Origin of the sequence: Pseudodesulfovibrio sp. S3 (genome assembly GCF_004025585.1) — a bacterium.
Lineage (GTDB): Bacteria > Desulfobacterota > Desulfovibrionia > Desulfovibrionales > Desulfovibrionaceae > Pseudodesulfovibrio.
In genome coordinates, this window is sequence record NZ_QTZO01000007.1 from 73787 (window position 1) to 95250 (window position 21464).

Sequence of the window (21464 nt, forward strand, 5' to 3'; positions counted from 1 at the left end):
TGAAGCAGGGCGTATTTGAATCAGGAAAGGATGCCCTTTGAACCGATGTGCACTGGAAACGGCAGTGGTAGCCTGATGGCTGCAAGGGCGTGAAAAAGGCTGCATGGCCATGAAGGCCATACAGCCTGAGAGGGGCGCTCTCGCTAGGGGATTATTCGTTGATTTGGAAGGTCAGCGTGCTGACGTAGATGGTTTCGTCGCAGACTTTGAGATCATTGTGATTTTCCGTGTGTTTCGTGATGGCAAACCAGTGTCCGGCTTTCAGCGGGATTATGTTGATTACCCCCTCAAGGTTGGTGCGTCCGGTGAATGCGTAACAATCTTCGTCAGAAAAACCGGCAAAGGTTGCCTTGACTTCCACGGTCGATGCGGGCTTTCCGTTGACGAGGATCTTGACAGGAAATTTCTGGCCAGGCTTTACCGTGGACGGATGCACCAGCGGGATGAATTCCATCTTTGCGTTGACGGGCTTTGAAATAAGTTCGGTGCTTGTGTCGCCGCCAACACTCCATATGTTTTTGGTGTGCATCGAGACAAGCTCGCAATACTTGGCATCCGGCCTTTGCGTCCTGTTGTTCATTTCCCAGCCGCCGTGACCATTGGTCCAAAACGTGGGCTTGTAGTTTCCCACCGCAAGATAACTGCCCGACTGTAGCGCAAAATCAGCGGTGTATGAATAGTTTTCACCGGATTGCTTCAAAGCCACTTCACCTTGCGGGGTAATGAGTTTTGGGGTGGTGAAAAGTCCCAGCCGCTTTTCAGAGATGGGTTCGGGGTTTGGAAAGTCATGCCCGTAGCCGATTTCTACTCGTACTGTTTTTGAATCAACAGCTGTGGTGTTCAACCAGAGGTCATGGGCAAAGGCATTGGATACACCGAGTGTCAGGCAGAGCAGAGATGCGAGAAATAAGCGAACAGGGATCATAATGTGGTTCTCCTTTTGACATGTTACATGCTGATTGCATTGTTTTTATGGGTTGATATAGATTTTCATTATCAAAGTCAACAGGGAGTCGTATTTCGATGCAAACGTGATGGGTCTACCTCCGTTTTCTTTCCTTTGGGGTGTCAGCATGGCAACACCAGCAAGCTGTCTTGATAAAAAACGCAATGTGTTTTCGAGCGTTCTGTGGCTGGTTCATAAGTACATGATGCCTCTGACCCGGTTGTCGTCTTCATCAAAATAGCCGTGGTATGGATTGCGTCGGATTCGATAAACCACGACAGGAGAATGTGCCAGTCAAGGGATAGTTCCGGTGAATCTGAGGCCGAAGAATGTTGTTGGGGGGGGCAGGTGATTATATTGGTGGCCCCAGCATTCAGGGTGGGCATCCAGTGGAACGGTGCAGTTTGTTTGGCCTGCCAAGGACATGCGGTGTTATGGTCCAAGCGATTCTGAATAAACCATTCGCAGTTGTTTGCTGCGATTCGCAATCATATCAAAAAAAAGAAATGTGTTGGAACCCGGTCAGGCGGTAGGTGTGGAAAAAAATCCCAATCAGGCGGCCCCATGCTTTTGTCGCTGGAATGCGCGCGGCGTTCGCTGACTAATAACCGCAGGGAATTTGCTCAGTTGAAGGAGTTGGTTACAAGGGTGGGGTTATTTTTCGGGGTAGACTGAAAGGTCATTCATCCTTGGACCATGTTACTTCCGGGTCAACGGCGATGATTACCTTGTCGTACCAGTCCACTTCTTCCTTCTTTGGCTGTCGGGAGATAATGGTTGAGTCCCCGGCTTCATTGGTGCCGAATTGGGTGGCCGGCGCCTCGTCCTCGGCGGGCATGGTGCCGAAAGTGTTCTCCTGCCGGTTCTTGGCCGTATCTTCATTCTTGAATTTGTTTTGTGCCTGGCCAGGGAAAGGCGTCAAAAGAGCAACGGCCAGGGCTAAGGCGGCTAAGGCATTGAAATGGCGCATGGTTTCCTCCATGGCAAAATGGTAAATCTGTGTTTACAATATATACGCACCAAATATGCCCTTGGCAATGCAAATGGCGGGCCGCCCATATTGTTGCTTGAACTTGGGTCGGCAACCATCTATAAGCGACCAAAGCGAACTCTGAGGAGATTTATATGAGCGACAGCGCCAAACGATCCCAGGCTTACACGGCTGCCGGTGTGGACATCGAGGCAGGCAACCGGTTTGTCAGCCGCATCAAGGACATGGTCAAATCCACGTTCACGCCCGGCGTGGCAACGGACATCGGCGGTTTCGGGGGCCTTTTCAAGCCCGAGATCGGCGGCATGGAAGCGCCCATGCTCGTGGCCGGGACCGACGGGGTAGGAACCAAGCTCAAGCTGGCCTTCATGTTCGACCGTCACGACACCGTGGGCATCGATCTGGTGGCCATGTCCGTCAATGATGTTCTTGTTCAGGGCGCAAAGCCCTTGTTTTTTCTCGACTACTTCGCCACTGGCAAGCTTGATTCCGGTGTGGCCGAGACGGTCGTTTCCGGTGTGTGCGAAGGGTGCCGCCAGTCCATGTGCGCGCTTCTGGGCGGCGAGACCGCCGAGATGCCGGGCTTCTATCCCGACGGCGAATACGACTTGTCAGGATTTGCCGTGGGCATGGTTGATTCCCCCAAGGTGGTCACGGGCAAGACCGTCACCCCCGGCGATGTGCTCATCGGGCTTGGCTCCTCGGGCGCACACTCCAACGGCTGGTCGCTCATCCGCAAGATTCTGGCCGAGTCCGGCCTGAAAAACGACGATATTTTCCCAGGCACGGACAAGACCGTGGCCGAGGTCCTGATCGAACCGACCAAGATTTACGTCAAGCCGGTTCTGGAAGTCCTGGAAGCCATGGAGGTCAAGGGCATGGTCCATGTCACGGGCGGCGGTTTCTACGACAACGTGCCCCGCGTCCTGCCCGAAGAGGTGGCCGCCAGCATCCAGTTCGGTTCCTGGGCCATGCTGCCCGTTTTCGATTGGGTCAAGAGCCAGGGCGACCTGTCCTGGCCGGAGATGCTCCAGATATTCAACTGCGGCATCGGGTACATCCTCATCGTGGACCCGGCCAACGCGGACGCCGCCCTGGAACTGCTGGACGCCCGGGACGATGTGGACGCCTACCGCATAGGCGAGATCGTCAAGCGCAACGGCACCACCGAGCAGGTGGAAGTGATCTTTCCCTAGCAGGCAGTTGAAAACCGCGATCTGCGGCGTTGCTTCAAAAAGTTCAAACCCTCGCATACAGGTAGTACGCGAGGGTTTGAACTTTGTTTGGGTTTGGCTACCCCAGATACGGGTTGAAGTAGCCGTACTCGATCCAGGGTAGGGCCTTCTTGAGTCTTTTCTTGAAGTTCATGAAGCCCATGCTCGGGGAATGGCCGAAGGGGGCCATCAGTTTCAGGTACAGCTCGGGGTCGAGGTTGAGGTTCCTGAGCTGGACGAAATCGTAGCGGCAGGATTCGCCCAGTTCCACCAGGGCGTCGAACTCCTCTTCCGTGTCCGTGATGCCGGGGAAATAGAGTAGGTTCAGGGAGACGTGCATGCCCACGTCATGCGCCTTGGCGATGGTTTCTCGGACATCGTCAAAGGAATAGTTTTTGGGGCGGTAGTACGCCTCATAGGGGCCTTTGCGGGCCGAGTTCAGGCTGACCCGGATGGAATTGACTCCGGCGATCTTGAGCGCTGGGATGGCCTGGTGTCTGGACCCGTTGGTGTTGACGTTGACCGTGCCCGTGCCGCCCGTGGAGCGGTATTCCTTGATGGCGTCGCAGATCAGCTCTGCCTCAAGCAGCGGCTCGCCTTCGCACCCCTGACCAAAGGAGAAGATGGGACGGCGTTCCCGCGACTCGTGGCGGCGCATGACCTCCACGATCTCCTTGGCCGTTGGCCTGAACGCTATGCGGCATTGCGGGGACGGGAAGCCCGAGTCCTCGGGTTGGTGCGAGATGCAGCCCACGCATTCGGCGTTGCATGCCTGGGAGGTGGGCAGGGGGCACTCGAATCGGCCCAGGGCGAGATTCTTGGCCGCCGGGCAACCGTTGGTCAGGGCGCACCCTGCCAAATGGCTGATCAGCCGGTTGCCCGGCATTTCGGAAATGAGCTGGTGCGCACCTGCCTCGATGCGGTCGGGCGGGATGTGGTCGAATACCTGCCGCTTGTCCTCGTCCACCTTTTTGGCGCAGACCCAGAACTTGCCGTTCTCATAGCCGATGGCGGCGTAGGAGAGCAGGGGCAGGATCGGTGCGTCCTCGTCGGATTCGTAGGCGGCGATGCCGGTGACCGTATTTCCAGGACAGGCAAAGGCCGCCACGGCCAGTTCCTCCATGACCTCCACCTGGCCGCTTTCCTGGCTGTAGCCCATGGCGTGACGGCCGGGTAGCATGAAAAACTCGGATTCGGCGGGCAGGGGCATGATTTCGTCCGGCCTGGGCAGGCTGAATTCCTCACCCCTGCGGATCATGAGCAAGTACTCGGGATGGTCGAATATTTCGCCGTCAGGGCTGGCGAACAGCATACGCGGCTGCGGTTTCTTCTTTGATGGCATAGTGGGGGCATCCTAATGGTAAAACCGCCCATTGGGCAAGAATTGATTCATGAATAACCGCGCCGACTCGGCCAAAGACCTTTTCGGCAGCCATTTTTCGACGTGTAAGCACATCCAAACGCGGAAAGGTCGGCACTCTTTCGAGTACCGACCTGTGTCGTCTGTGTTCCGATTCTCGGCTTAACGCTTGGAGAACTGGAAGGATGCGCGGGCGCCGCGGAGACCGTACTTTTTGCGTTCCTTTTTACGAGCATCGCGGGTCATGAGACCGGCGGGCTTCAGGATGGCGCGAAGGTCCGGATCGATCACGCACAGGGCGCGGGAAATGCCGTGGCGCAGTGCTTCGGCCTGGCCGGATACGCCGCCGCCGGAGCAGGTGGCCTTGATGTCGAAACGATCGAGCATCTTGACCAGCTTCAGGGGCTGCTGCACGACCATCTGCAGGGTCTTGCGGGGGAAGTAGTCCTCGAAGGGACGACCGTTAACGGTGATCTGCCCGGTACCTGCGTAGAGGCGGGTACGGGAGATGGCGTTCTTTCTTTTACCAGTGCTGTAAGTGAAATCGCTCATGATAATCCCCGATTAGAATTCCAGAGTTTTGGGTGCCTGGGCGGCGTGCGGATGCTCGGAACCGGCGTAGACCTTCAGCTTCTTGAGCTGCTGGGCGGCCAGGCGGTTTTTGGGCAGCATGCCTTTGACGGCGGCGGTAATGACGTTCTCAGGCTTGATCTCCAACATCTGGCGAAGGGTCTTTTCCTTCAAACCGCCGGGATGGTTGGTGTGCTTGTAGTACATCTTCTTGTCGAGCTTCTGGCCGGTCACCTTGATCTTGTCGGCATTGATGACAATGATGAAGTCGCCCATGTCCATATGGGGGGCGAATTCAGGCTTGTGCTTGCCGCGCAGACGAGTGGTGATCTCGGTGGCCAGACGGCCCAGGATCTTGTCCGTGGCGTCGACGACAAACCATTCGCGGCTGGCGTCTTCCGGCTTCGGGCTATATGTATTCATAAAAATGCTCCTTGCAAAATCTGAGAAGGGGACATTTACGGGCATCTCGCCCGGCTGTCAACCCATTTCATCTACATATGTTGAGGTCCGCGATCAGACCGCCTGGCAAGGAAGGACAGGGTGTAACGGGGGGTGTCCTTCAAAGTCGGTGGTTCAGACCGGGAAAAGGTACTTACATGAAACGGACAAGGTCCACAAGCATTTTGTGCGTACTCCCTGCGTCGGGGAAGCCGCAAACAAGTGCTTTGCATGCGGTGAGGAGCGTGGTAGTGCGGAGCCTCGTACAGGTTGAATTGTATGTACATGTCGTTGTCCTCTTGCCCTGAAAACAGACAGAATATTCATCGGATTTGAGATAAAAGCGTAATGAATACCAACTCGGCCACCGTGCTGTTTTTTCTCTCTGTTTCCGTAGGGGTGGCCATGGTCGGCCTCGGCATTATCTGGCCGATAATGCCGGTCTACGCCGCTGAAATGGGTGTCGGGGGATTTCTTGTCGGTCTGATCATCGCCAGCTTCAACATCTCCCGTACGGTGTGCTCTCCCTTTGTCGGGCGGTTTTCCGACAGAATGGGGCGAAAACATTTCATCCTTTTCGGGCTTGCCCTCTATGCCGTCGTATCCTGCGCCTATGTGTTGGCCGACAACGTGCAGGGGCTGATCCTTGTCCGCCTGGCGCACGGTTTCGCTTCGTTGCTGGTCGTGCCCATTGCCATGGCCCTGGCTGCGGACATTGCACCCAAGGGCCAGCTTGGCTCCTATATGGGTACCTTGAATATGGCGGCCATGATCGGGCTTGGCGTGGGACCGTCCCTGGGGGGCTTGATCCATGAGCATCTGGGCATGAACGCGGCCTTCTACAGCCTGGGCGTGCTCTCAGTGGCCACAGCCATTTTCGTTGCGCTGTTTGTTCCTTCGGATGAGGAGAGCGGTGGCGTTATCCGCAAGCAGGGTACGGCTTCCTTTGTCCAGATATTGAAGAACAAGACGGCATTCGCCATTGTTTTGATGCGTTTTTTCTGCGCTTCGGGGCAGGGGGCGGTGTATTCTTTCCTGCCCATCTACGCCTTGCAGGTCGGCATGTCCGGGTCGCAGTTCGGCGTCATCCTGTCGGCCAACGTGTTTCTCATCGCCATGATGCAGCGGCCCGTGGGCAGGCTGGCGGATCGGACAAATCCCAAGATCGTGGTCATACTGGGCATGTTGGGCGTTACCATGGCGGTCTTCAGCATGCCCTTCAGTGCCGCCTTTTATCCGATCCTGGGCCTGAATATCCTCATGGGATTTTCCACTGGACTCATCTTGCCGGGCAGCCTGGTCATCACCGGGTATCTCGGGAAGGACATGGGCATGGCCTCGCTCATGAGCGTGACAGACGCGGCATACAGTTTGGGCATGATCGTTTCGCCCATCCTGTCCGGGATCATTTTTGACGCATGGGGAATAGCCTCGGTGTTCACTGTCGGAGCCGGGCTGATCGGCGTGGGCTGCGCCGTGGTAATGGTCCTGCTCCGGAACTATCAGCCTCCGCACGAAGACATGAACGTGGCGTGACGAGAGCGCCTCTTCCTTCGGCAATATTAAAGCCCCCCGCGCCAAAGGGTGCAGGGGGCTTTTGATATTCTGGGAATTGTGGGCTTAGCCTGCGATCAGTTCCTTCAGCTTGACCAGGGCGCCGGGGATGCCGGATGCATCCGTGCCGCCTGCGCGGGCCATGTCCGGTCGGCCGCCGCCGCCACCGCCCACTTCTCCGGCCACGGGCTTGATCAGTTCGCCCGCCTTGAACCGGCCATGGAGGTCTTTGGTCACGGCCAGGGCCACGGAGACCTTGCCGTCTTCATGGGATGCGATCAGGCAGATGATGCCGGAGTCGATCTTGGAACGCAGGGCGTCCATCTGCTCCAGCATGACGTCCATGTTCGGGGCTTCCAGCTCCAGGGCCAGCACCTTGACGCCGTTAATCTCTTCGACCTCGCTCATCATGTCGCGGCCTGCGCCCGATGCCAGTTTGGCCTGGAGGGATTTCATCTCCTTGGCCATGTCCTTGACCTGCTGCTGAAGGTCTTTGACCTTTTTGGGCAGGTCCGCGGGCTGGGCCTTGAGCAGGGCTCCGGCCTCGGCTGCGGCCGTGCGACGCTCGTTGAGGTAGGCCACGGCGTTATGCCCGGTGGCGGCCTCGATGCGACGGATGCCAGCGGCCACGCCCGCTTCACTGGTGATGACGAACGACCCGGCAATGCCGGTATTGTCCAGATGCGTGCCGCCGCAGAATTCCATGGACACGCCCGGGACTTCTATGACGGACACGGTGTCGCCGTATTTTTCGCCGAACAGGGCCGTGGCGCCCTTGGCCTGGGCCTGTTCGATGGACATGACGTTGCGTTCCACCGGGATGGCGTCGAAAATGTTCCGGTTCACGATGGCCTCGACCGCATTGATCTCATCGGCGGACAGGCCCTTGATGTGGGTGAAGTCGAAGCGCAGCCGATCCGGGCCGACCAGGGAGCCCGCCTGCTTGGCGTGGTCGCCCAGCACCTGCTGCAACGCGGCGTGGAGCAGGTGGGTGACCGTGTGGTTGCGCTGGGTGGCCAGACGCTGGGTCCGGTCCACGTTCAGGAACGCGGAGTCGCCCGCCTTCAGTTCGCCGCCCGTGACCACCACCTTGTGGGCGGTGAGTTTCTGGGACGGTTTGACCGAGTCCAGGACGTCCGCCGTACCGTTCTGCGCGACAATGGCGCCGGTGTCGCCCACCTGGCCGCCGGATTCGCCGTAGAACGGCGTGACCGTGGCTACCAGCCAGCCTGAATCGCCTTCGGAAAGGGCGTCCACGACCCGGCCTTCGGGAGTGAGCACGTAGGCTATCTCGGATTGGTCGGCCATGGTCTCGTAGCCGGAAAACTCGGAGGTGACGTCCTGTTCGAGCAGGGTCTGGAAGATGGAGGCCACGTCCTTTTCACCGGACCCTTTCCAGGCCGCCTTGGACCGCTTTTTCTGTTCCTGCATGAACCTGTCGAATTCGACTTCGTCCACACCCATGCCGTGCTGTTCGGCCACATCGCGCACGATGTCGATGGGGAAACCGTAGGTGTCGTAGAGCTTGAAGGTCGTCTCGCCGGGAACAACGGCGATCTTGGCCTTTTTCAGTTCGGCCAGTTCGGTTTCGAGCATTTCAAGGCCCTTGTCCAGGGTCTTGGCAAAGCCCTCTTCCTCGCCCCTGACCACCTCGATCATGAAATCGCGGGTCTCTTTCAACTCGGCGTAGTGGCCGCCCATGTCGTCCACGACCTTGGAGGCCGTCTTCCAGAGGAAGGAGCCTTCAAGCCCCATGAGCTTGCCGAAGCGGTATGCGCGACGGATCAGGCGGCGCAGGATGTAGCCCCGGCCCTCGTTGGAGGGGAGCACCTGGTCCGGGATGAGGAAGGCGATGGCGCGGGAGTGGTCGGCAATGACCTGGAGCGCGGTGTCGCTCTCAAGGCCTTCGGGACCGGGCTGGCGGTATTTCACACCCGCAAGATCGGCGGTGAACTGGATGATGCTTTGAAACAGATCGGTCTCGTAGTTGGAGGCCACGCCCTGGACCACGGCGGCGATGCGTTCAAGGCCCATGCCTGTGTCGATGCTCGGCCTGGGCAGATCGGTGCGTGTGCCGTCCTCGGCCTGGTCATACTGCATGAACACGAGGTTCCAGATTTCCAGGTAGCGGTCGCAGTCGCATTTGCCGATGCCGCAGTCGGGACCGCAGCCGACGTGTTCGCCCTGGTCGAAGTGGACCTCGGAGCAGGGGCCGCAGGGGCCGGTGTCGCCCATGGACCAGAAATTGTCCTTTTCGCCCAGGCGGTAGATGCGTTCGACAGGGACTCCGGCCACCTTCTGCCACAGCTCTCCGGCCTCGTCGTCATCATTATATATGGTGATATACAGCCGTTCCTTGTCGAGCTTGAGTTCCTCGGTCAGGAATTCCCAGCAGAATCTGATGGCGTCTTCCTTGAAATAGTCGCCGAAGGAGAAGTTTCCGAGCATCTCGAAAAAGGTGTGATGGCGGGCGGTGCGGCCCACGTTTTCCAGGTCGTTGTGCTTGCCGCCCACGCGCAGGCATTTCTGGCTGGTGGTGGCCCGGACGTAATCGCGCTTTTCCTGGCCCAGGAAAAGCTTCTTGAACTGGACCATACCTGCGTTGGTGAAGAGCAGGGTGGGGTCGTCCTTGGGGGTCAGCGGCGAGGACTCCACAATGGTGTGGGAATTTCTCCGGAAATATTCAAGGAACCGTTGACGGATTTCGTTGGCTTTCATCGTGCAATGTTCTCCAAAGGAAGTGATCTCCGAATAAAAACGCCCCGGACGCATGGCACGGGGCGTTTTCGTCGGGCTTAAAAATACTCTATTCGCCAGCGTCTCCGGCTTCTTCGACAAGCAGGTCCCCGTAGCCGAGATGGGCCATCAGCTTCTCTTCAATGGAGGCCGCCAGATCCGGATTGTCCTGCAACAGTGCGCGGACGTTTTCCTTGCCCTGGCCGAGTTTTTCCGATCCGAAGGCGAACCAGGAACCGGATTTCTCGATGATGCCGTTTTCCACGCCCATGTCGATGATCTCGCCTATGCGGGAGATGCCCACGCCGTAGAGAACGTCCACTTCGGCCTGTCTGAAGGGCGGGGCCACCTTGTTCTTGACCACCTTGATGCGGGCGCGGATGCCGTAGGCCTCTTCCTTGTCCTTCAGGGTCTGGATGCGGCGGATGTCCAGGCGGCAGGAGGCGTAGAACTTGAGCGCGTTGCCGCCGGAAGTGGTCTCGGGGTTGCCGTAGCCGGTCATGCCGATCTTCATGCGGATCTGGTTGATGAAGATGACCACGCAGTTGGACTTGTGGATGGTGCCGGTCAGTTTGCGCAGGGCATGGGACATGAGACGGGCCTGGCCGCCCACCTGGGTCTCGCCCATCTGGCCTTCCAGTTCGGCCTGGGGAATGAGGGCGGCAACGGAGTCGATGACCACGACGTCGATTGCGCCGGAGCGCACCAGGAGGTCCGAGATTTCAAGGGCCTGTTCGCCGTAGTCCGGCTGGGAGATGAGCAGGTCATCGGTCTGGACGCCGAGCCGTTTGGCGTAGCCGGGGTCCAGGGCGTGTTCCGCGTCCACAAAGGCCGCTGCCCCGCCCGCCTTCTGGGCCTGGGCAATGATGTGCAGGGCCAGGGTGGTCTTGCCCGACGATTCCGGGCCGAAAATTTCAATGACGCGACCGCGCGGCACGCCGCCGATTCCCAAGGCAATGTCCAGGCCGATGGAACCGGTGGGGATGGCGGGTATGGTGTGGGACGCATCGCCGTCCAGGCGCATGATCGAGCCTTTGCCGAACTTGCGTTCAATGGTGGTCAGGGCGGTGCCGAGCGCTTCTTTGCGCAAGGCATCGGCATCAACGGCTTTACGGGCCATATGGTCATCCTCCGGGATTTACGGGCGGCAACAAATGAGCAACACGTTTGGATACCAGATACGTCTGTCGTGGGCAACACTCATCTATAAGGGGAAAATGGTTTGAATGTGCAGTGGCTTGCTCGTATCTGGTCGGCATGGCGGCGTGGAAGACGGGTACCGACGGCATGGAATCATCCCATGCCGTCGGGGCCTTGCAGCCGGTTATTCCTGCGGCGGGACGTCACCGTTATCGTTTTGGGATTTGTTGGTTTTCGTGGCTTCATCTTCGGCTTCCCGTTCGTGGATGAACTTGGCCAGATTGCGGTCGAAGGTGAGGATGTGCGTGATAAGCCAGTCCTTGACGAACTCCCGGATGGTTTGTGGCGAAAGGTCGTTTCGCAGGTAGAGTTCGCGTTGGAACTGTTTCACTTCATTCTTGAGCCGTATGTGTTCCTGCTCATGTTCTGCCCGCTCTGGAAAGGACATATCCTCCATGAGTTCTTCTTCGTACCGAAAGTGAAACACCGTGTACTCGCGGAGTTTGTTTATGACCGTGTCTATGTACTCCCTGCCGTCGTTGCGCTTCATGGCATCCAGGGTCATAACGGCGATGCGAATGAGCTCCTTGTGCTGCTGGTCGATCAAGGGAACACCTACGCTGAGTTCGTCACTCCACTGCAATGGGGTCATGGTCTCTCCTGATTGTCGGCTTTCAAAACGGTATGTACCATAATACCACACTCTTCGGACTTTGTTCAATGGCTGAGGTCGAGACAGCCCGAGCTCGGACTTCCCATACTGTATGCCATCGGTTCCGATCCCGCTTGATGGCCCCGCTCAAGGCGGGAAGCATACAATGGATGCACTCACGCTTCTGGATGGCGGTTCGGATTCCATTTTGGGGGAGTGGTGCGGAGTGGAAGTCCTTGCGGAGGATATCCGGCAACACTGCCGGGGAAATGGTGCCGGAAAGTCAGGATTGGGGAAGATGAATTGACCGGATGTCTGCATTCACATATAGAATAAAGTATGAATTTTATGAAGCAAGGACGAATGCTGCCGCTCGTGAGGGGGCGGGCCGCAAAAGCGGTGGTATTGGCCGTTATCGCTGTCTGGCTTTTCGTTGTGCCGGCCAGGGCTCAGGGACAGGTTCTTGAGGTGGCGGCGTGGAGCCATCCACCCTATGCGTACGTCGGCGATTCGGGCAAGTGGCAGGGCCAGGCCGTTGAGGCCGTCGAAAAGGTGCTCGTCTCCATGGGGTATGCGCCCAGATTCGTTGCCCTGCCGTTCAAGCGCTGCCTGGCGAGCATGCGGCATGGAGACTTATCGATTATGCTTCCCTGCGCCATCAGCGAGGAGCGGTCCAGGTACATGCAGTTTTCCGATCCGGTCTATCGCATTTCCACCGTGCTTTGGAAAAAAGGCAGCAACATGGAAAACTGCTGGCAGGACTACGACGATCTTGCCGGACTTCGGATCGGGGTCGGCCTGGGGTATTCCTATGGGGCGAATTGGGACGAGGCCGTGGCAACCGGGATTTTTGTTCTCGAATTCGCAGTGGGCAAAAGTCCCATATTGAACCATTTCCAGATGGCGGCCGAGGGGCGCATCGACATGTTCATCAGCGACTTGAAGGTGGGCTATTATCTCAAGGCGAAGCATGCGCCCCGATTTGACGATATTTATCCCTGCCCCAAGAAAATAGGTAAGGACCGGGCCTTTGGTACGCCCATATCCCGCAAGTATTTCGAAAACCACGGGCTGTCCCCGGATGCATTCATTGACCGCTTCAATGCGATCCTGAAAGAGTCGGGTGTCCGGTAGTCCGCCCCAGTCATAAGGCTTGCCCTCGGACCTGATCTCACATATTGGTCCCTCCCATGGCGGAAAGAAAACACTACGACGCACTCGCGCTTTTATCCGGCGGCCTGGATTCCATCCTGGCCATGCGGACCATCATGGACCAGGGATTGACAGTTCTGGGCCTGCACTTTGTCACGCCCTTTTTCGGCAAGCCGGAACTGATTCCGTTCTGGCGGGATCACTACGGGGTGGAAGTGGTGGAGGTGGACATCCGGGAAAAGTATGTGAACATGATGCTGGACGGCCCGTCCCAGGGCTTCGGCAAGTGGCTCAACCCGTGCATCGACTGCAAGATCATCATGCTTGAACATGCCCAGTCCATGCTTGCGGAATGCGGCGCGAAGTTCCTTGTCTCCGGCGAAGTGGTGGGCCAGCGTCCCATGAGCCAGCGGCCCGATGCCCTCAACCTCATCACCAAGCGGGCGCAGGTGCGCGACGTGCTGTTGCGCCCCCTGAGCGCGAAAAATCTCAATCCCACGCCCATGGAGGAGTCCGGTCTGGTGGACCGGGACAAGCTCCATGCCCTGGCCGGACGCGGTCGCAAACCGCAGTATGAGCTGGCCGCCCACTACGGATTCACTGAAATCCCCACTCCGGCGGGCGGTTGCTGTCTGACCGAGGCCACTGGCGCGGCGCGGTTCGTCAAGCTGCTGACCCATCGTGACCGCCCGTCTCCCGGTGATTTTTCCCTGGCCCGCGCAGGACGGCAGTACTGGGCCGACAGCCATTGGCTGACCTTTGGCCGGACTGCCGAGGACAACGACCTGATCGCGGCCTGCGTGGAGCCGACCGACTACGTGTTCAAGCTGGTGGATTATCCAGGCCCCCTGGCCGTGGGCCGTCCCGTGGAAGGCGACTGGCCGCCCGAGGCTGTACTGGATGCGGCCGCCCTGATCAGTTCCTACTCGGGCAAGGCGCGCAGACATTTTGAATCCACGGGTGCGAAAGTCCGGGTGGCTGTCCGCAGGCATGGTTCCACAGAGACCGTGGAGGTGGCCCCTTTTCGCGAGACCAATCTTTCCTGGGCCGAGCCCAAGCCCGAAATCGTCAAGGTTTGGAAGAAAGAACGGACCGAAACCGGGGCATAGGTTGCACCTGTCCCGCCCATCACATAAGGTATACCAATGTTCATAGACGCCATCACCTTCTGCGCCTCTGCTCTGCTGCTCTGGTTCGGCGCCAATTGGATCGTCACTTCGGCAGCCCTCATTGCCCGGAAGTTCAACGTGTCAGAGCTGGTCATCGGTCTGACCATCGTGGCGCTCGGCACCTCTGCGCCGGAATTCCTGGTGACCATCAATGCGGCCTTCCGGGGGCAGAACGATATCTCCCTTTCCAACGTGGTCGGTTCCAATATCTTCAATCTGGGTTTCATTCTCGGTCTCATGGCCATAATCAAGCCGCTGGTTTCCAATAGAACCATCGTCTACCGCGACGGAGTGCTGCTCTTCCTGACCACTGCAGGTATCCTGGCCGTATCCTTTACCGGCGAATTGGGCCGTGTGTTCGGCGGATGTCTCGTGGCCCTGCTCATAGGCTATCTGGTTTATCTCGGCATGAAGCGCGAGGCCGTGGGCGAGGAGGAGTTGGAGGAAACCAGGGGCAAGGTCGCTTCATGGCTGGACGGGGTGCTTCTGATCGGCGGGTTCGTGGCCATCGCCTTGGGCGGTCACCTGATGGTCACGGCAGCCACTTCCATTGCCACGGAACTGGGCGTTTCCTCCTGGGTCATCGGCGTGACCATCGTGGCCGCCGGCACCAGCCTGCCCGAGCTGGTCACTTGTCTGGCAGCTTCGGTCAAGGGCAAGAACGAGATGCTCCTTGGCAACCTCATCGGCTCGGATTTCTTCAACTTCGCGGGGGTGCTCGGCCTGACCTGTCTGCTTAAGCCGTTGCCTGTCTCTCCCGAGGCTTCAAGCGGATTGATCCTTCTGGTCGGCATGGTCGGGCTGGTGCTCATCCTGCTGCGCACGGGCTGGCGGCTTACCCGTTTTGAAGGCGCACTGCTCATCCTGATCAATCTGGCCCGGTGGGCGCACGATTTCATGGGCTGACGAAATTTTCCCCGTGGAGGCCGACAGTCCGTTTGGAGCTTGGAGGCCGTCCGGGGAATGGGTGCGCCGCGAAAAGTCCCCCGCATGTGAAAAACATGCGGGGGCTTTTCGCGGAAACGCGGTTGTTCGACGGTTCGCTAGTAGACCATTCCCATCCGGGTTTTTACCTCGTCCAAGGTTTCGGCACCGATCTCCCGGACCCTGTCCCGGCCCTTGTTCAGGATTTCGCGCAGGAAGCCGGGCTCTTTTTCCAGTTCCTTGCGGCGATTGCGGATCGGTTCCAGAAAGGCATTGACGCCTTCCGCCAGGGCGGGCTTGAAGATCCCCATGCGCTCATCGGGCTCCACGCCGAACAGCTTGCCATACGTGAAAAGGACGTGCCCTTCGCCGGAATACGCCTTTTTGATCTTGAGATTCACTGTTGGTTCGTCGTCCGTGAGGTTGATGACGTTGTTCAGCGACTTCGACATCTTGTTTTTGCCGTCGAGTCCCGGAAGCCGGGGAAACCGGGAGACCAGGTAATCCGGGATGGGAAAGACCTCGCCGAAGAGGGTGTTGAACCGGCGGGCGACTTCCCGGGTTTGTTCGATGTGCGGAATCTGGTCCTCGCCCACGGGCACCAGGTTCGCCTTGGGCAGAAGGATGTCGGCCGCCTGGGACACCGGAAAGGAGAGAAAACCGAGGTTCATGTGCTCATAGCTGGTTCCGGCCTGCTCCATCTCCGCCTTGACCGTGGGGTTCCGCTTGGCCCGGCCGACAGTGACCAGGAAGGTGAAGAACATGGTCAACTCGGCCAGTTCGGGGATTTCGCTCTGCACGAAGAAGGTGACTTTTTCGGGGTTCAGCCCAACGGCCAGGTTGTCGAGCAGGGCCTGATATACGTTGGTGCGGATGGCCTTGCCCTTCTCGTCGTCCAGGTGATCGTAAAGGACCTGCATGTCCGCCAGGATGATGAAGGTCTCGTACTCGTCCTGTAACGCGATCCGGGATTCCAGCGAACCGAAGTAGTGGCCGATGTGCAGGTTGCCCGTTGTTCGTTCCCCGGTCAGAATTCTGTCCATTGTTGTGGCTCCTTTCATAGGGCTTGAAAATGCATGAAAAAAGGGCCGTCGGATAAGCCGACGGCCCTAAAAGCCCATGCCGCCGACCAAGAATGCCGACAGCTTGCGTTAATCAGTTCGCTATGCTGTTGGCATATTTGAGGAAGTACGCCACCAGCGCCGTGTTGTGTGTTGTGCTTGTAAATGCATGTCTCGGGCTTTAACGGATTGCCGAACAGGCTGTCAAGCGGCGGACTGCCCGTCTGGGCCAGGTTTTGGCCTGGCGATCAGGAATCGGCCTGAGCGTTCCAGATCAGCAAATCGATCTTGTAGTCCGTCCGATCCACATACTGGCCGGGTTCTTCTTCGAACCGGGCCAGATACTCCTTGAGATGATCCTGGTCCGGGGTCACGCCGTATTGGCTGAGGAAGGTGGCGCACGAATCCATCCTGGCCTCCAGGCTCTTGGGTGTGACCCATGTTCCTTCCACCGGATATCGGGTGTAGGGAATGGAGTGGTCCTCCAGCCACAAACGCATGTCCGTGCCGTTGGTGAACACCTTGGGCGTGACGTCGTAGTGCTCGTACAGGCCGGTCATTATTTGGGAGTTCATGACTCCGGCAAACCCCATGAAAACAGTCCAACGTCCTGCATGGCGCAGAAGTTGGAACCGGGATTCGTCGCTCTGGATGGCAGGCGTCATGGAGCAGAATACGATGTCGTAGGTTGCATCGCTCTGAAAATCCATCCACTCCGACCGCACGTAGTCGATGTTGTCCAGCCCCTGGGTGACGGCGTCCTGCCGCAGGAAGTCCAGCATTTGCTGTGAGATGTCCAGGGCGGTGACCCGGCGTGCTTCCCTGGCAAGACGGATGGTGTACATGCCGCTGCCGCAGCCCACGTCCAGTACGGTGCTGCCGCGAAAGTCCACGCCATGCTTCCTGATCCTGTTCAGGATGCCTGCCTCGTAGGTGTGTTCCCCTTCCTCGAAACGCGGAAAGGTTCTGGCCTTTCGGTCCCAGAAATCCTTTTTCGTGTCTTTTTGATCTACAACGTTCATATGGCGGTTACCTTATTGGGTTTTTTCATGGCCGGACATTCCCAGTCCTGTGAGGCCCGCTGCCTTGCATTGGGGTAGAAGCCATGCGGCGATGTTCTCATTTTTCCCGGTCGTTTGAACAATCGGCATAGAGTGGCACATTGCGTGCCTTTTTTTAAATTGGGTATTGATAAAAGACAACAAAAAATGCGTAATATACTTCCTGAAGGTGTAGCAATCAAAGTGCGGGCATCCTCAAGTGTGAGCGCATGGTCGGAATTCGGCTTGTTGTGTGAGGCTTTGATTTGGAGATGGATTATGCCAACCCCTTGTGAACATGCGACCTATTTGTCACAATTCCTTGACGCTTTATTCACACGACAACACGCTAATGTAACTTCTTGGGCGTAGGTATCTGTGGAGAAAACAAACCATACGACTTTAGGAGGTCGAGAATGTTGAAAGTGGAAAAAGTTTTTGTGAAATGCGCATTTGCGCTGGCTGTCGCCATGATGTTCATGGTCGGCAATGCCTATGCGGAGAGCGCCAAGTATGTCTTCCTGTTCATCGGCGACGGCATGGGGCTGCCCCAGCGCGCCGCTACAGCCGCCTACACCGGCAAGAAACTGGCCATCGATTCCATGCCCGCGCAGGGTGTGACCACCACCTTTGCCAATGACCGGTTCATCACCGGCTCGGCGGCGTCCGCCACGGCCCTGGCCACCGGCGTCAAGACCAATATCAACTACATCGGCATGGACCCGGACTTCAAGCCGGTCAAAAACCTGGCCGAAATGGCCAAGGAGCAGGGCAAGAAGGTCGGCATCGTCTCTTCCGTGTCCATTGACCACGCCACTCCGGCCGCCTTTTACGCCCACGTCAAGACCCGCAAGATGTATCACGAAATCGACTGTGCCCTGGCCGAGTCCGGTTTTGACTTCTTCGCAGGCGGCGGCATGGTCGATCCGACCGGCAAGAAGTCCAAGGCTCCCCTCGGCGATGCCCTGGAAAAGGCCAAGGCCAACGGCTACAGGATCGTTTCCGACAAGAAGGAATTCATGGCGCTGAAGCCCGGCGACGGCAAGGTGCTCGCCTGGAATGCATGGCTTCAGGACGCCCAGGCCCTTCCCTATTCCATGGACATGACGGACAAGGACATTACCCTGCCTGAATTCACCGGAAAGGCCATCGAGATGCTCGACAACGACAAGGGCTTTTTCCTGATGGTCGAAGGTGGCAAGATCGACTGGGCCTGTCACGCCAATGATGCCGCGGCCTCGATCCTGAACACCATCGCCTTTGATCAGGCCGCGCAAAAGGCGCTGGATTTTTACAAGAAGCATCCCAATGACACCCTGATCGTCGTCACCGGCGACCACGAATGCGGCGGCCTGACCCTGGGCTTCGCCGGTACCCAGTACGGCAGCAACTATGAGGTTCTTGGCAACCAGAAGATCTCTTTCCAGAAGTTCACCGATGAGGTCATGGCCGACTTCAGGAAGAGCGGCGGCGACTTCGAGGCCATGAAGCCTGTCATCACCAAGAACTTCGGCCTGAAGTTCGCCGGTGATCCCAAAAAGGATATCCTGGTCCTGGCAGACTATCAGATCGACGAACTCAAGACCGCCTTTGCCCGTTCCATGAAAGCCGAGGCCAAGGCCGAGGGTGCCGAGTATCTGCTCTACGGTGACTATGACCCGTTGTCCGTGACCCTGACGCATCTGCTCAACCAGAAGGCCGGGCTTGCCTGGACTTCCTACAAGCATACCGGCGTGCCTGTGTCCACCTCCGCCATCGGCGTGGGTTCCGAGCAGTTCAACGGCTACTATGACAACGTGGACATCGCCACCAAGATCATGTCCTCCATGGGCCTTCAGGCCCAGCCGCAGTACGTTGAATCCGGCAAGGTCCGGATCGCCGCCAATTAACCCACAGAAACTCCATTTGCGGGCGGGCCGGTCCATCCGGTTCGCCCGCATTACTCAAGGTGCCCATGTATTCACCCGACAGGAAGACCCGCGACAGGCTGCTCGTCATCGTTTTTACCGTTCTGGCCACGGCCCTCTATTTTTTGCCCACCGGATTCGAGAGCCACAAGGATGAGGAGGCCGTCCGCTGCACCGCTGAAGTGTTGCACGTGGACGACGACAATATCATGCGGCTCGGGCTCATTCTCTCGGGCGAGCAGAGCGTGACCCTCAAGATTCTGGACGGCCCCTTCAAGGGCGAGGAGTTCGACGCCCACAATCAGCTCATGGGACAGTTGGACCGGGACAAGCTCTTCAAACCCGGGGATACGGCCTACGTTGTCCTGACCCTCGGCGAGGACGGCCGTGTCATCTATGCCAACCCGCAGGCCCACTATCGCCTCGGGCTGGAACTGCTCCTGCTCGGCCTGTTCGCCGGATTGCTCCTCCTGTTCGGGGGCATGACCGGACTCAAGGCGCTGCTCTCCTTCGTGTTCACGGGCATGGTCCTGTGGAAGGTGCTGGTCCCGCTCCTGCTCAAGGGCGTGGACCCGGTCTGGCTGGCCCTGTCCGTGGTGGCGCTCCTGAGCGCGGTGATCATCTTTCTGGTGGCGGGCGTGAACCGCACCGGCCTGACCGCGTTTGTCGGCGCGTTTCTCGGCGTGGTCTCGAGTTGCGCCCTGGCGGTCTTTTTCACCGGCAAGTTTCATGTGCACGGGGCGGTCATGCCCTTTGCCGAGACCCTGCTGTATGCCGGGTACGGCCACCTCGACCTGACCCGCATCTTCATGGCGGGCGTGTTCCTGGCGTCGAGCGGGGCGGTCATGGACCTGGCCATGGACGTGGCTTCGGCCATGAGCGAGGTGGTGGATAAGAAGCCGGGCATCTCACGGACTGAGGCCGTCTGGTCCGGCATTCGTGTGGGCCGGGCCGTTGTCGGCACCATGACCACGACGTTGCTTTTGGCCTATTCCGGCGGGTACGTGACACTGCTCATGGCATTCATGGCCCAGGGCATCCCGCTTGATTCCACCTTCAATTTCATCTACGTGGCTGCTGAAGTTCTCAAGACCCTGGTGGGCAGTTTCGGTCTGGTTGCCGTGGCTCCGTTCACCGCCCTGGTAGGCAGTCTGCTGCTGGTGGGCGGGGAAACGCCGCAAGGCGCGCTTCGGCATTGACGAAATCGCCCTGATAGGCGAACACCATGTCAGGAATTCAACAGCAAGGAGTAGAATATGCTTTCGATCCTGGGGAATCTGATCTGGTGGATCATCGGTGGCCTGTTCATGGCATTCGGCTGGTTTTTGGCCGGGTGTCTGCTGGCTATCACCATTATCGGCCTGCCGTGGGCGCGCAGCGCGTTCGTCATCGCCAAGTTTGCCCTGATCCCGTTCGGGCGGACCCTGGTCCGCCGGGACCTCGTGACCGGCCAACAGGATGTCGGCACCTCGGACTGGGGGGTGATCGGCAACATCATCTGGTTCGTCTTTGCGGGCTGGTGGCTTTGTCTGGGGCATATTCTGGCTGCGCTCGGCTGTTTCATCACCATTCTCGGCATCCCCTGGGGCTGGCAGCATCTCAAACTGGCCGGCGCCACCCTGGCCCCCATCGGCATGACCTCGGTCACGGTGGAGGAAGCCGAACGACTGTATGGCGTTCGGGTGAACGGTTGAGGCCGGACGCATCGTTGTGCAAACGGGTGCACCCCCTTGCCAGCGAACCAAAAGCTGATTAGATAAGGACAACGTCGGGATATCCCCGGCCAAAGCAGATAATCAATTCGGAGGAATACCAATGTCTCAGTATCCCAGCATGCAACAGGCAGGCGCCACCAAAGCGGAAGTCGTCAACGTCTTCATGCGCGGTGTCTACGGTTGGATGAGCGCTGGCCTTGGCCTGACCGCTCTGGTGGCCTTTGCCGTCACCCAGTCCCAGGCTCTGATGCAGATGCTCTTCACCGTGAACCCGGCCACAGGCGCGGTGGGCATGTCCACGATGGTCTTCATCCTGCTCTTTGCCGAACTGGGCATTGTGTTCTACCTTGGCGCGCGCATCAGCAGCATGTCCCCAAGCACTGCCACCGCACTGTTTCTGCTCTATTCCGGCCTCAACGGCCTGACCCTGACCCCGATCCTGCTGGCCTATACCGCCGAATCCGTGGCCGCCACCTTCGTCATCACCGCCGGAATGTTCGGGGCCATGTCCCTGTATGGCCTGCTGACCAAGAAGGATCTGACCAGTTGGGGCAGTCTGCTCTTCATGGGGCTGATCGGTATCATCATCGCCATGGTCGTGAACATGTTCCTGCAGAGTTCTGCCATGGCCTTTGCCATCTCCTGCATCGGCGTGATCATCTTCCTGGGGCTTACCGCCTACGACACCCAGAAGCTCAAGACCATGGGAGAGAACGTGCCCATGAGCGACACCGCCGCCATCCGGCGCGGGACCATTCTTGGTGCCTTGACCCTGTACCTGGATTTCATCAACCTGTTCCTCATGTTGCTCAGACTCATGGGCAACCGCAGGTAGTTTCGACGACACTGTACTTGAAGGCCGCATCCGCTTGGCGGGTGCGGCCTTTCTCTT

Annotated in this window: 19 protein-coding genes; 9 read left to right on the plus strand and 10 right to left on the minus strand. The window is 58.4% G+C overall.

Going from position 1 to position 21464, the window contains the following annotated elements; translation table 11 throughout:
- Positions 1-151: 151 nt before the first annotated feature.
- Both DWB63_RS09875 and DWB63_RS09880 read right to left on the minus strand, forming a co-directional pair.
- Complete coding sequence (locus tag DWB63_RS09875; protein WP_128328669.1) at positions 152-925, minus strand: DUF4198 domain-containing protein; 774 nt, start codon at positions 923-925, stop codon at positions 152-154.
- Positions 926-1625: 700 nt separating this feature from the next.
- Positions 1626-1916 (minus strand): hypothetical protein, encoded by a 291-nt coding sequence (locus tag DWB63_RS09880; RefSeq protein ID WP_128328670.1) that lies wholly within the window; start codon positions 1914-1916, stop codon positions 1626-1628.
- A 155-nt stretch (positions 1917-2071) separates the two neighbouring features.
- Between DWB63_RS09880 and purM the strand changes: the two genes are divergently transcribed.
- Positions 2072-3133 (plus strand): phosphoribosylformylglycinamidine cyclo-ligase, encoded by a 1062-nt coding sequence (gene purM, locus DWB63_RS09885; protein ID WP_128328671.1) that lies wholly within the window; start codon positions 2072-2074, stop codon positions 3131-3133.
- Between the two features lie 97 nt (positions 3134-3230).
- On the opposite strand, the gene DWB63_RS09890 is transcribed toward purM, so the two are convergent.
- The 3 genes from DWB63_RS09890 to rplM all read right to left on the minus strand — a co-directional run bounded on the left by DWB63_RS09890 (position 3231) and on the right by rplM (position 5504).
- Positions 3231-4493, minus strand: coding sequence for a radical SAM protein (locus DWB63_RS09890; protein ID WP_128328672.1), 1263 nt, complete (start codon positions 4491-4493; stop codon positions 3231-3233).
- Positions 4494-4673: 180 nt separating this feature from the next.
- Entirely contained in the window at positions 4674-5066 is a 393-nt protein-coding gene (gene rpsI, locus DWB63_RS09895; RefSeq protein ID WP_206613152.1) for a 30S ribosomal protein S9, read from the minus strand.
- A 9-nt stretch (positions 5067-5075) separates the two neighbouring features.
- A complete protein-coding gene (rplM, locus tag DWB63_RS09900; protein WP_128328674.1) occupies positions 5076-5504 on the minus strand; it encodes a 50S ribosomal protein L13 in 429 nt (142 codons plus the stop codon).
- A gap of 366 nt (positions 5505-5870) precedes the next feature.
- Here rplM and DWB63_RS09905 point away from each other — a divergent pair, with 366 nt between their 5' ends.
- A complete protein-coding gene (locus DWB63_RS09905) occupies positions 5871-7058 on the plus strand; it encodes an MFS transporter (RefSeq protein WP_128328675.1) in 1188 nt (395 codons plus the stop codon).
- An 84-nt stretch (positions 7059-7142) separates the two neighbouring features.
- Here DWB63_RS09905 and alaS read toward each other — a convergent pair whose 3' ends face one another.
- The 3 genes from alaS to DWB63_RS09920 form a co-directional block, all read right to left on the minus strand.
- On the minus strand, positions 7143-9794 hold the full coding sequence (alaS, locus tag DWB63_RS09910) for an alanine--tRNA ligase (protein ID WP_128328676.1): 2652 nt from the start codon (positions 9792-9794) through the stop codon (positions 7143-7145).
- A gap of 88 nt (positions 9795-9882) precedes the next feature.
- Positions 9883-10932, minus strand: a complete 1050-nt coding sequence (gene recA, locus DWB63_RS09915) for a recombinase RecA (RefSeq protein ID WP_128328677.1) — start codon at positions 10930-10932, stop codon at positions 9883-9885.
- A 204-nt stretch (positions 10933-11136) separates the two neighbouring features.
- Entirely contained in the window at positions 11137-11604 is a 468-nt protein-coding gene (locus DWB63_RS09920) for a bacteriohemerythrin (protein WP_128328678.1), read from the minus strand.
- Positions 11605-11943: 339 nt separating this feature from the next.
- Between DWB63_RS09920 and DWB63_RS09925 the strand changes: the two genes are divergently transcribed.
- From DWB63_RS09925 to DWB63_RS09935, 3 genes are read left to right on the plus strand one after another with little or no spacing between them, the layout of a single operon-like run.
- Positions 11944-12738, plus strand: coding sequence for a transporter substrate-binding domain-containing protein (locus DWB63_RS09925; RefSeq protein ID WP_128328679.1), 795 nt, complete (start codon positions 11944-11946; stop codon positions 12736-12738).
- A 56-nt stretch (positions 12739-12794) separates the two neighbouring features.
- Positions 12795-13865 (plus strand): tRNA(5-methylaminomethyl-2-thiouridylate) methyltransferase, encoded by a 1071-nt coding sequence (locus DWB63_RS09930; protein ID WP_128328680.1) that lies wholly within the window; start codon positions 12795-12797, stop codon positions 13863-13865.
- Between the two features lie 36 nt (positions 13866-13901).
- Positions 13902-14831: a calcium/sodium antiporter gene (locus DWB63_RS09935; protein ID WP_128328681.1), complete on the plus strand. Its 930-nt coding sequence runs from the start codon at positions 13902-13904 to the stop codon at positions 14829-14831.
- A gap of 137 nt (positions 14832-14968) precedes the next feature.
- Here DWB63_RS09935 and trpS read toward each other — a convergent pair whose 3' ends face one another.
- Both trpS and DWB63_RS09945 read right to left on the minus strand, forming a co-directional pair.
- Positions 14969-15892: a tryptophan--tRNA ligase gene (gene trpS / locus DWB63_RS09940; RefSeq protein ID WP_128328682.1), complete on the minus strand. Its 924-nt coding sequence runs from the start codon at positions 15890-15892 to the stop codon at positions 14969-14971.
- A gap of 266 nt (positions 15893-16158) precedes the next feature.
- Entirely contained in the window at positions 16159-16932 is a 774-nt protein-coding gene (locus tag DWB63_RS09945) for a class I SAM-dependent methyltransferase (protein ID WP_128328683.1), read from the minus strand.
- Positions 16933-17366: 434 nt separating this feature from the next.
- Here DWB63_RS09945 and DWB63_RS09950 point away from each other — a divergent pair, with 434 nt between their 5' ends.
- From DWB63_RS09950 to DWB63_RS09965, 4 genes are all read left to right on the plus strand, one after another.
- A complete protein-coding gene (locus DWB63_RS09950) occupies positions 17367-18839 on the plus strand; it encodes an alkaline phosphatase (protein ID WP_128328684.1) in 1473 nt (490 codons plus the stop codon).
- Between the two features lie 65 nt (positions 18840-18904).
- The gene (locus tag DWB63_RS09955; protein WP_128328685.1) at positions 18905-20056 is read left to right on the plus strand and encodes a YibE/F family protein; all 1152 of its coding nucleotides are present in this window, start codon (positions 18905-18907) and stop codon (positions 20054-20056) included.
- Positions 20057-20113: 57 nt separating this feature from the next.
- On the plus strand, positions 20114-20551 hold the full coding sequence (locus DWB63_RS09960; RefSeq protein ID WP_128328686.1) for a YccF domain-containing protein: 438 nt from the start codon (positions 20114-20116) through the stop codon (positions 20549-20551).
- A 121-nt stretch (positions 20552-20672) separates the two neighbouring features.
- Complete coding sequence (locus DWB63_RS09965) at positions 20673-21407, plus strand: Bax inhibitor-1/YccA family protein (protein ID WP_128328687.1); 735 nt, start codon at positions 20673-20675, stop codon at positions 21405-21407.
- Positions 21408-21464 lie beyond the last annotated feature (57 nt).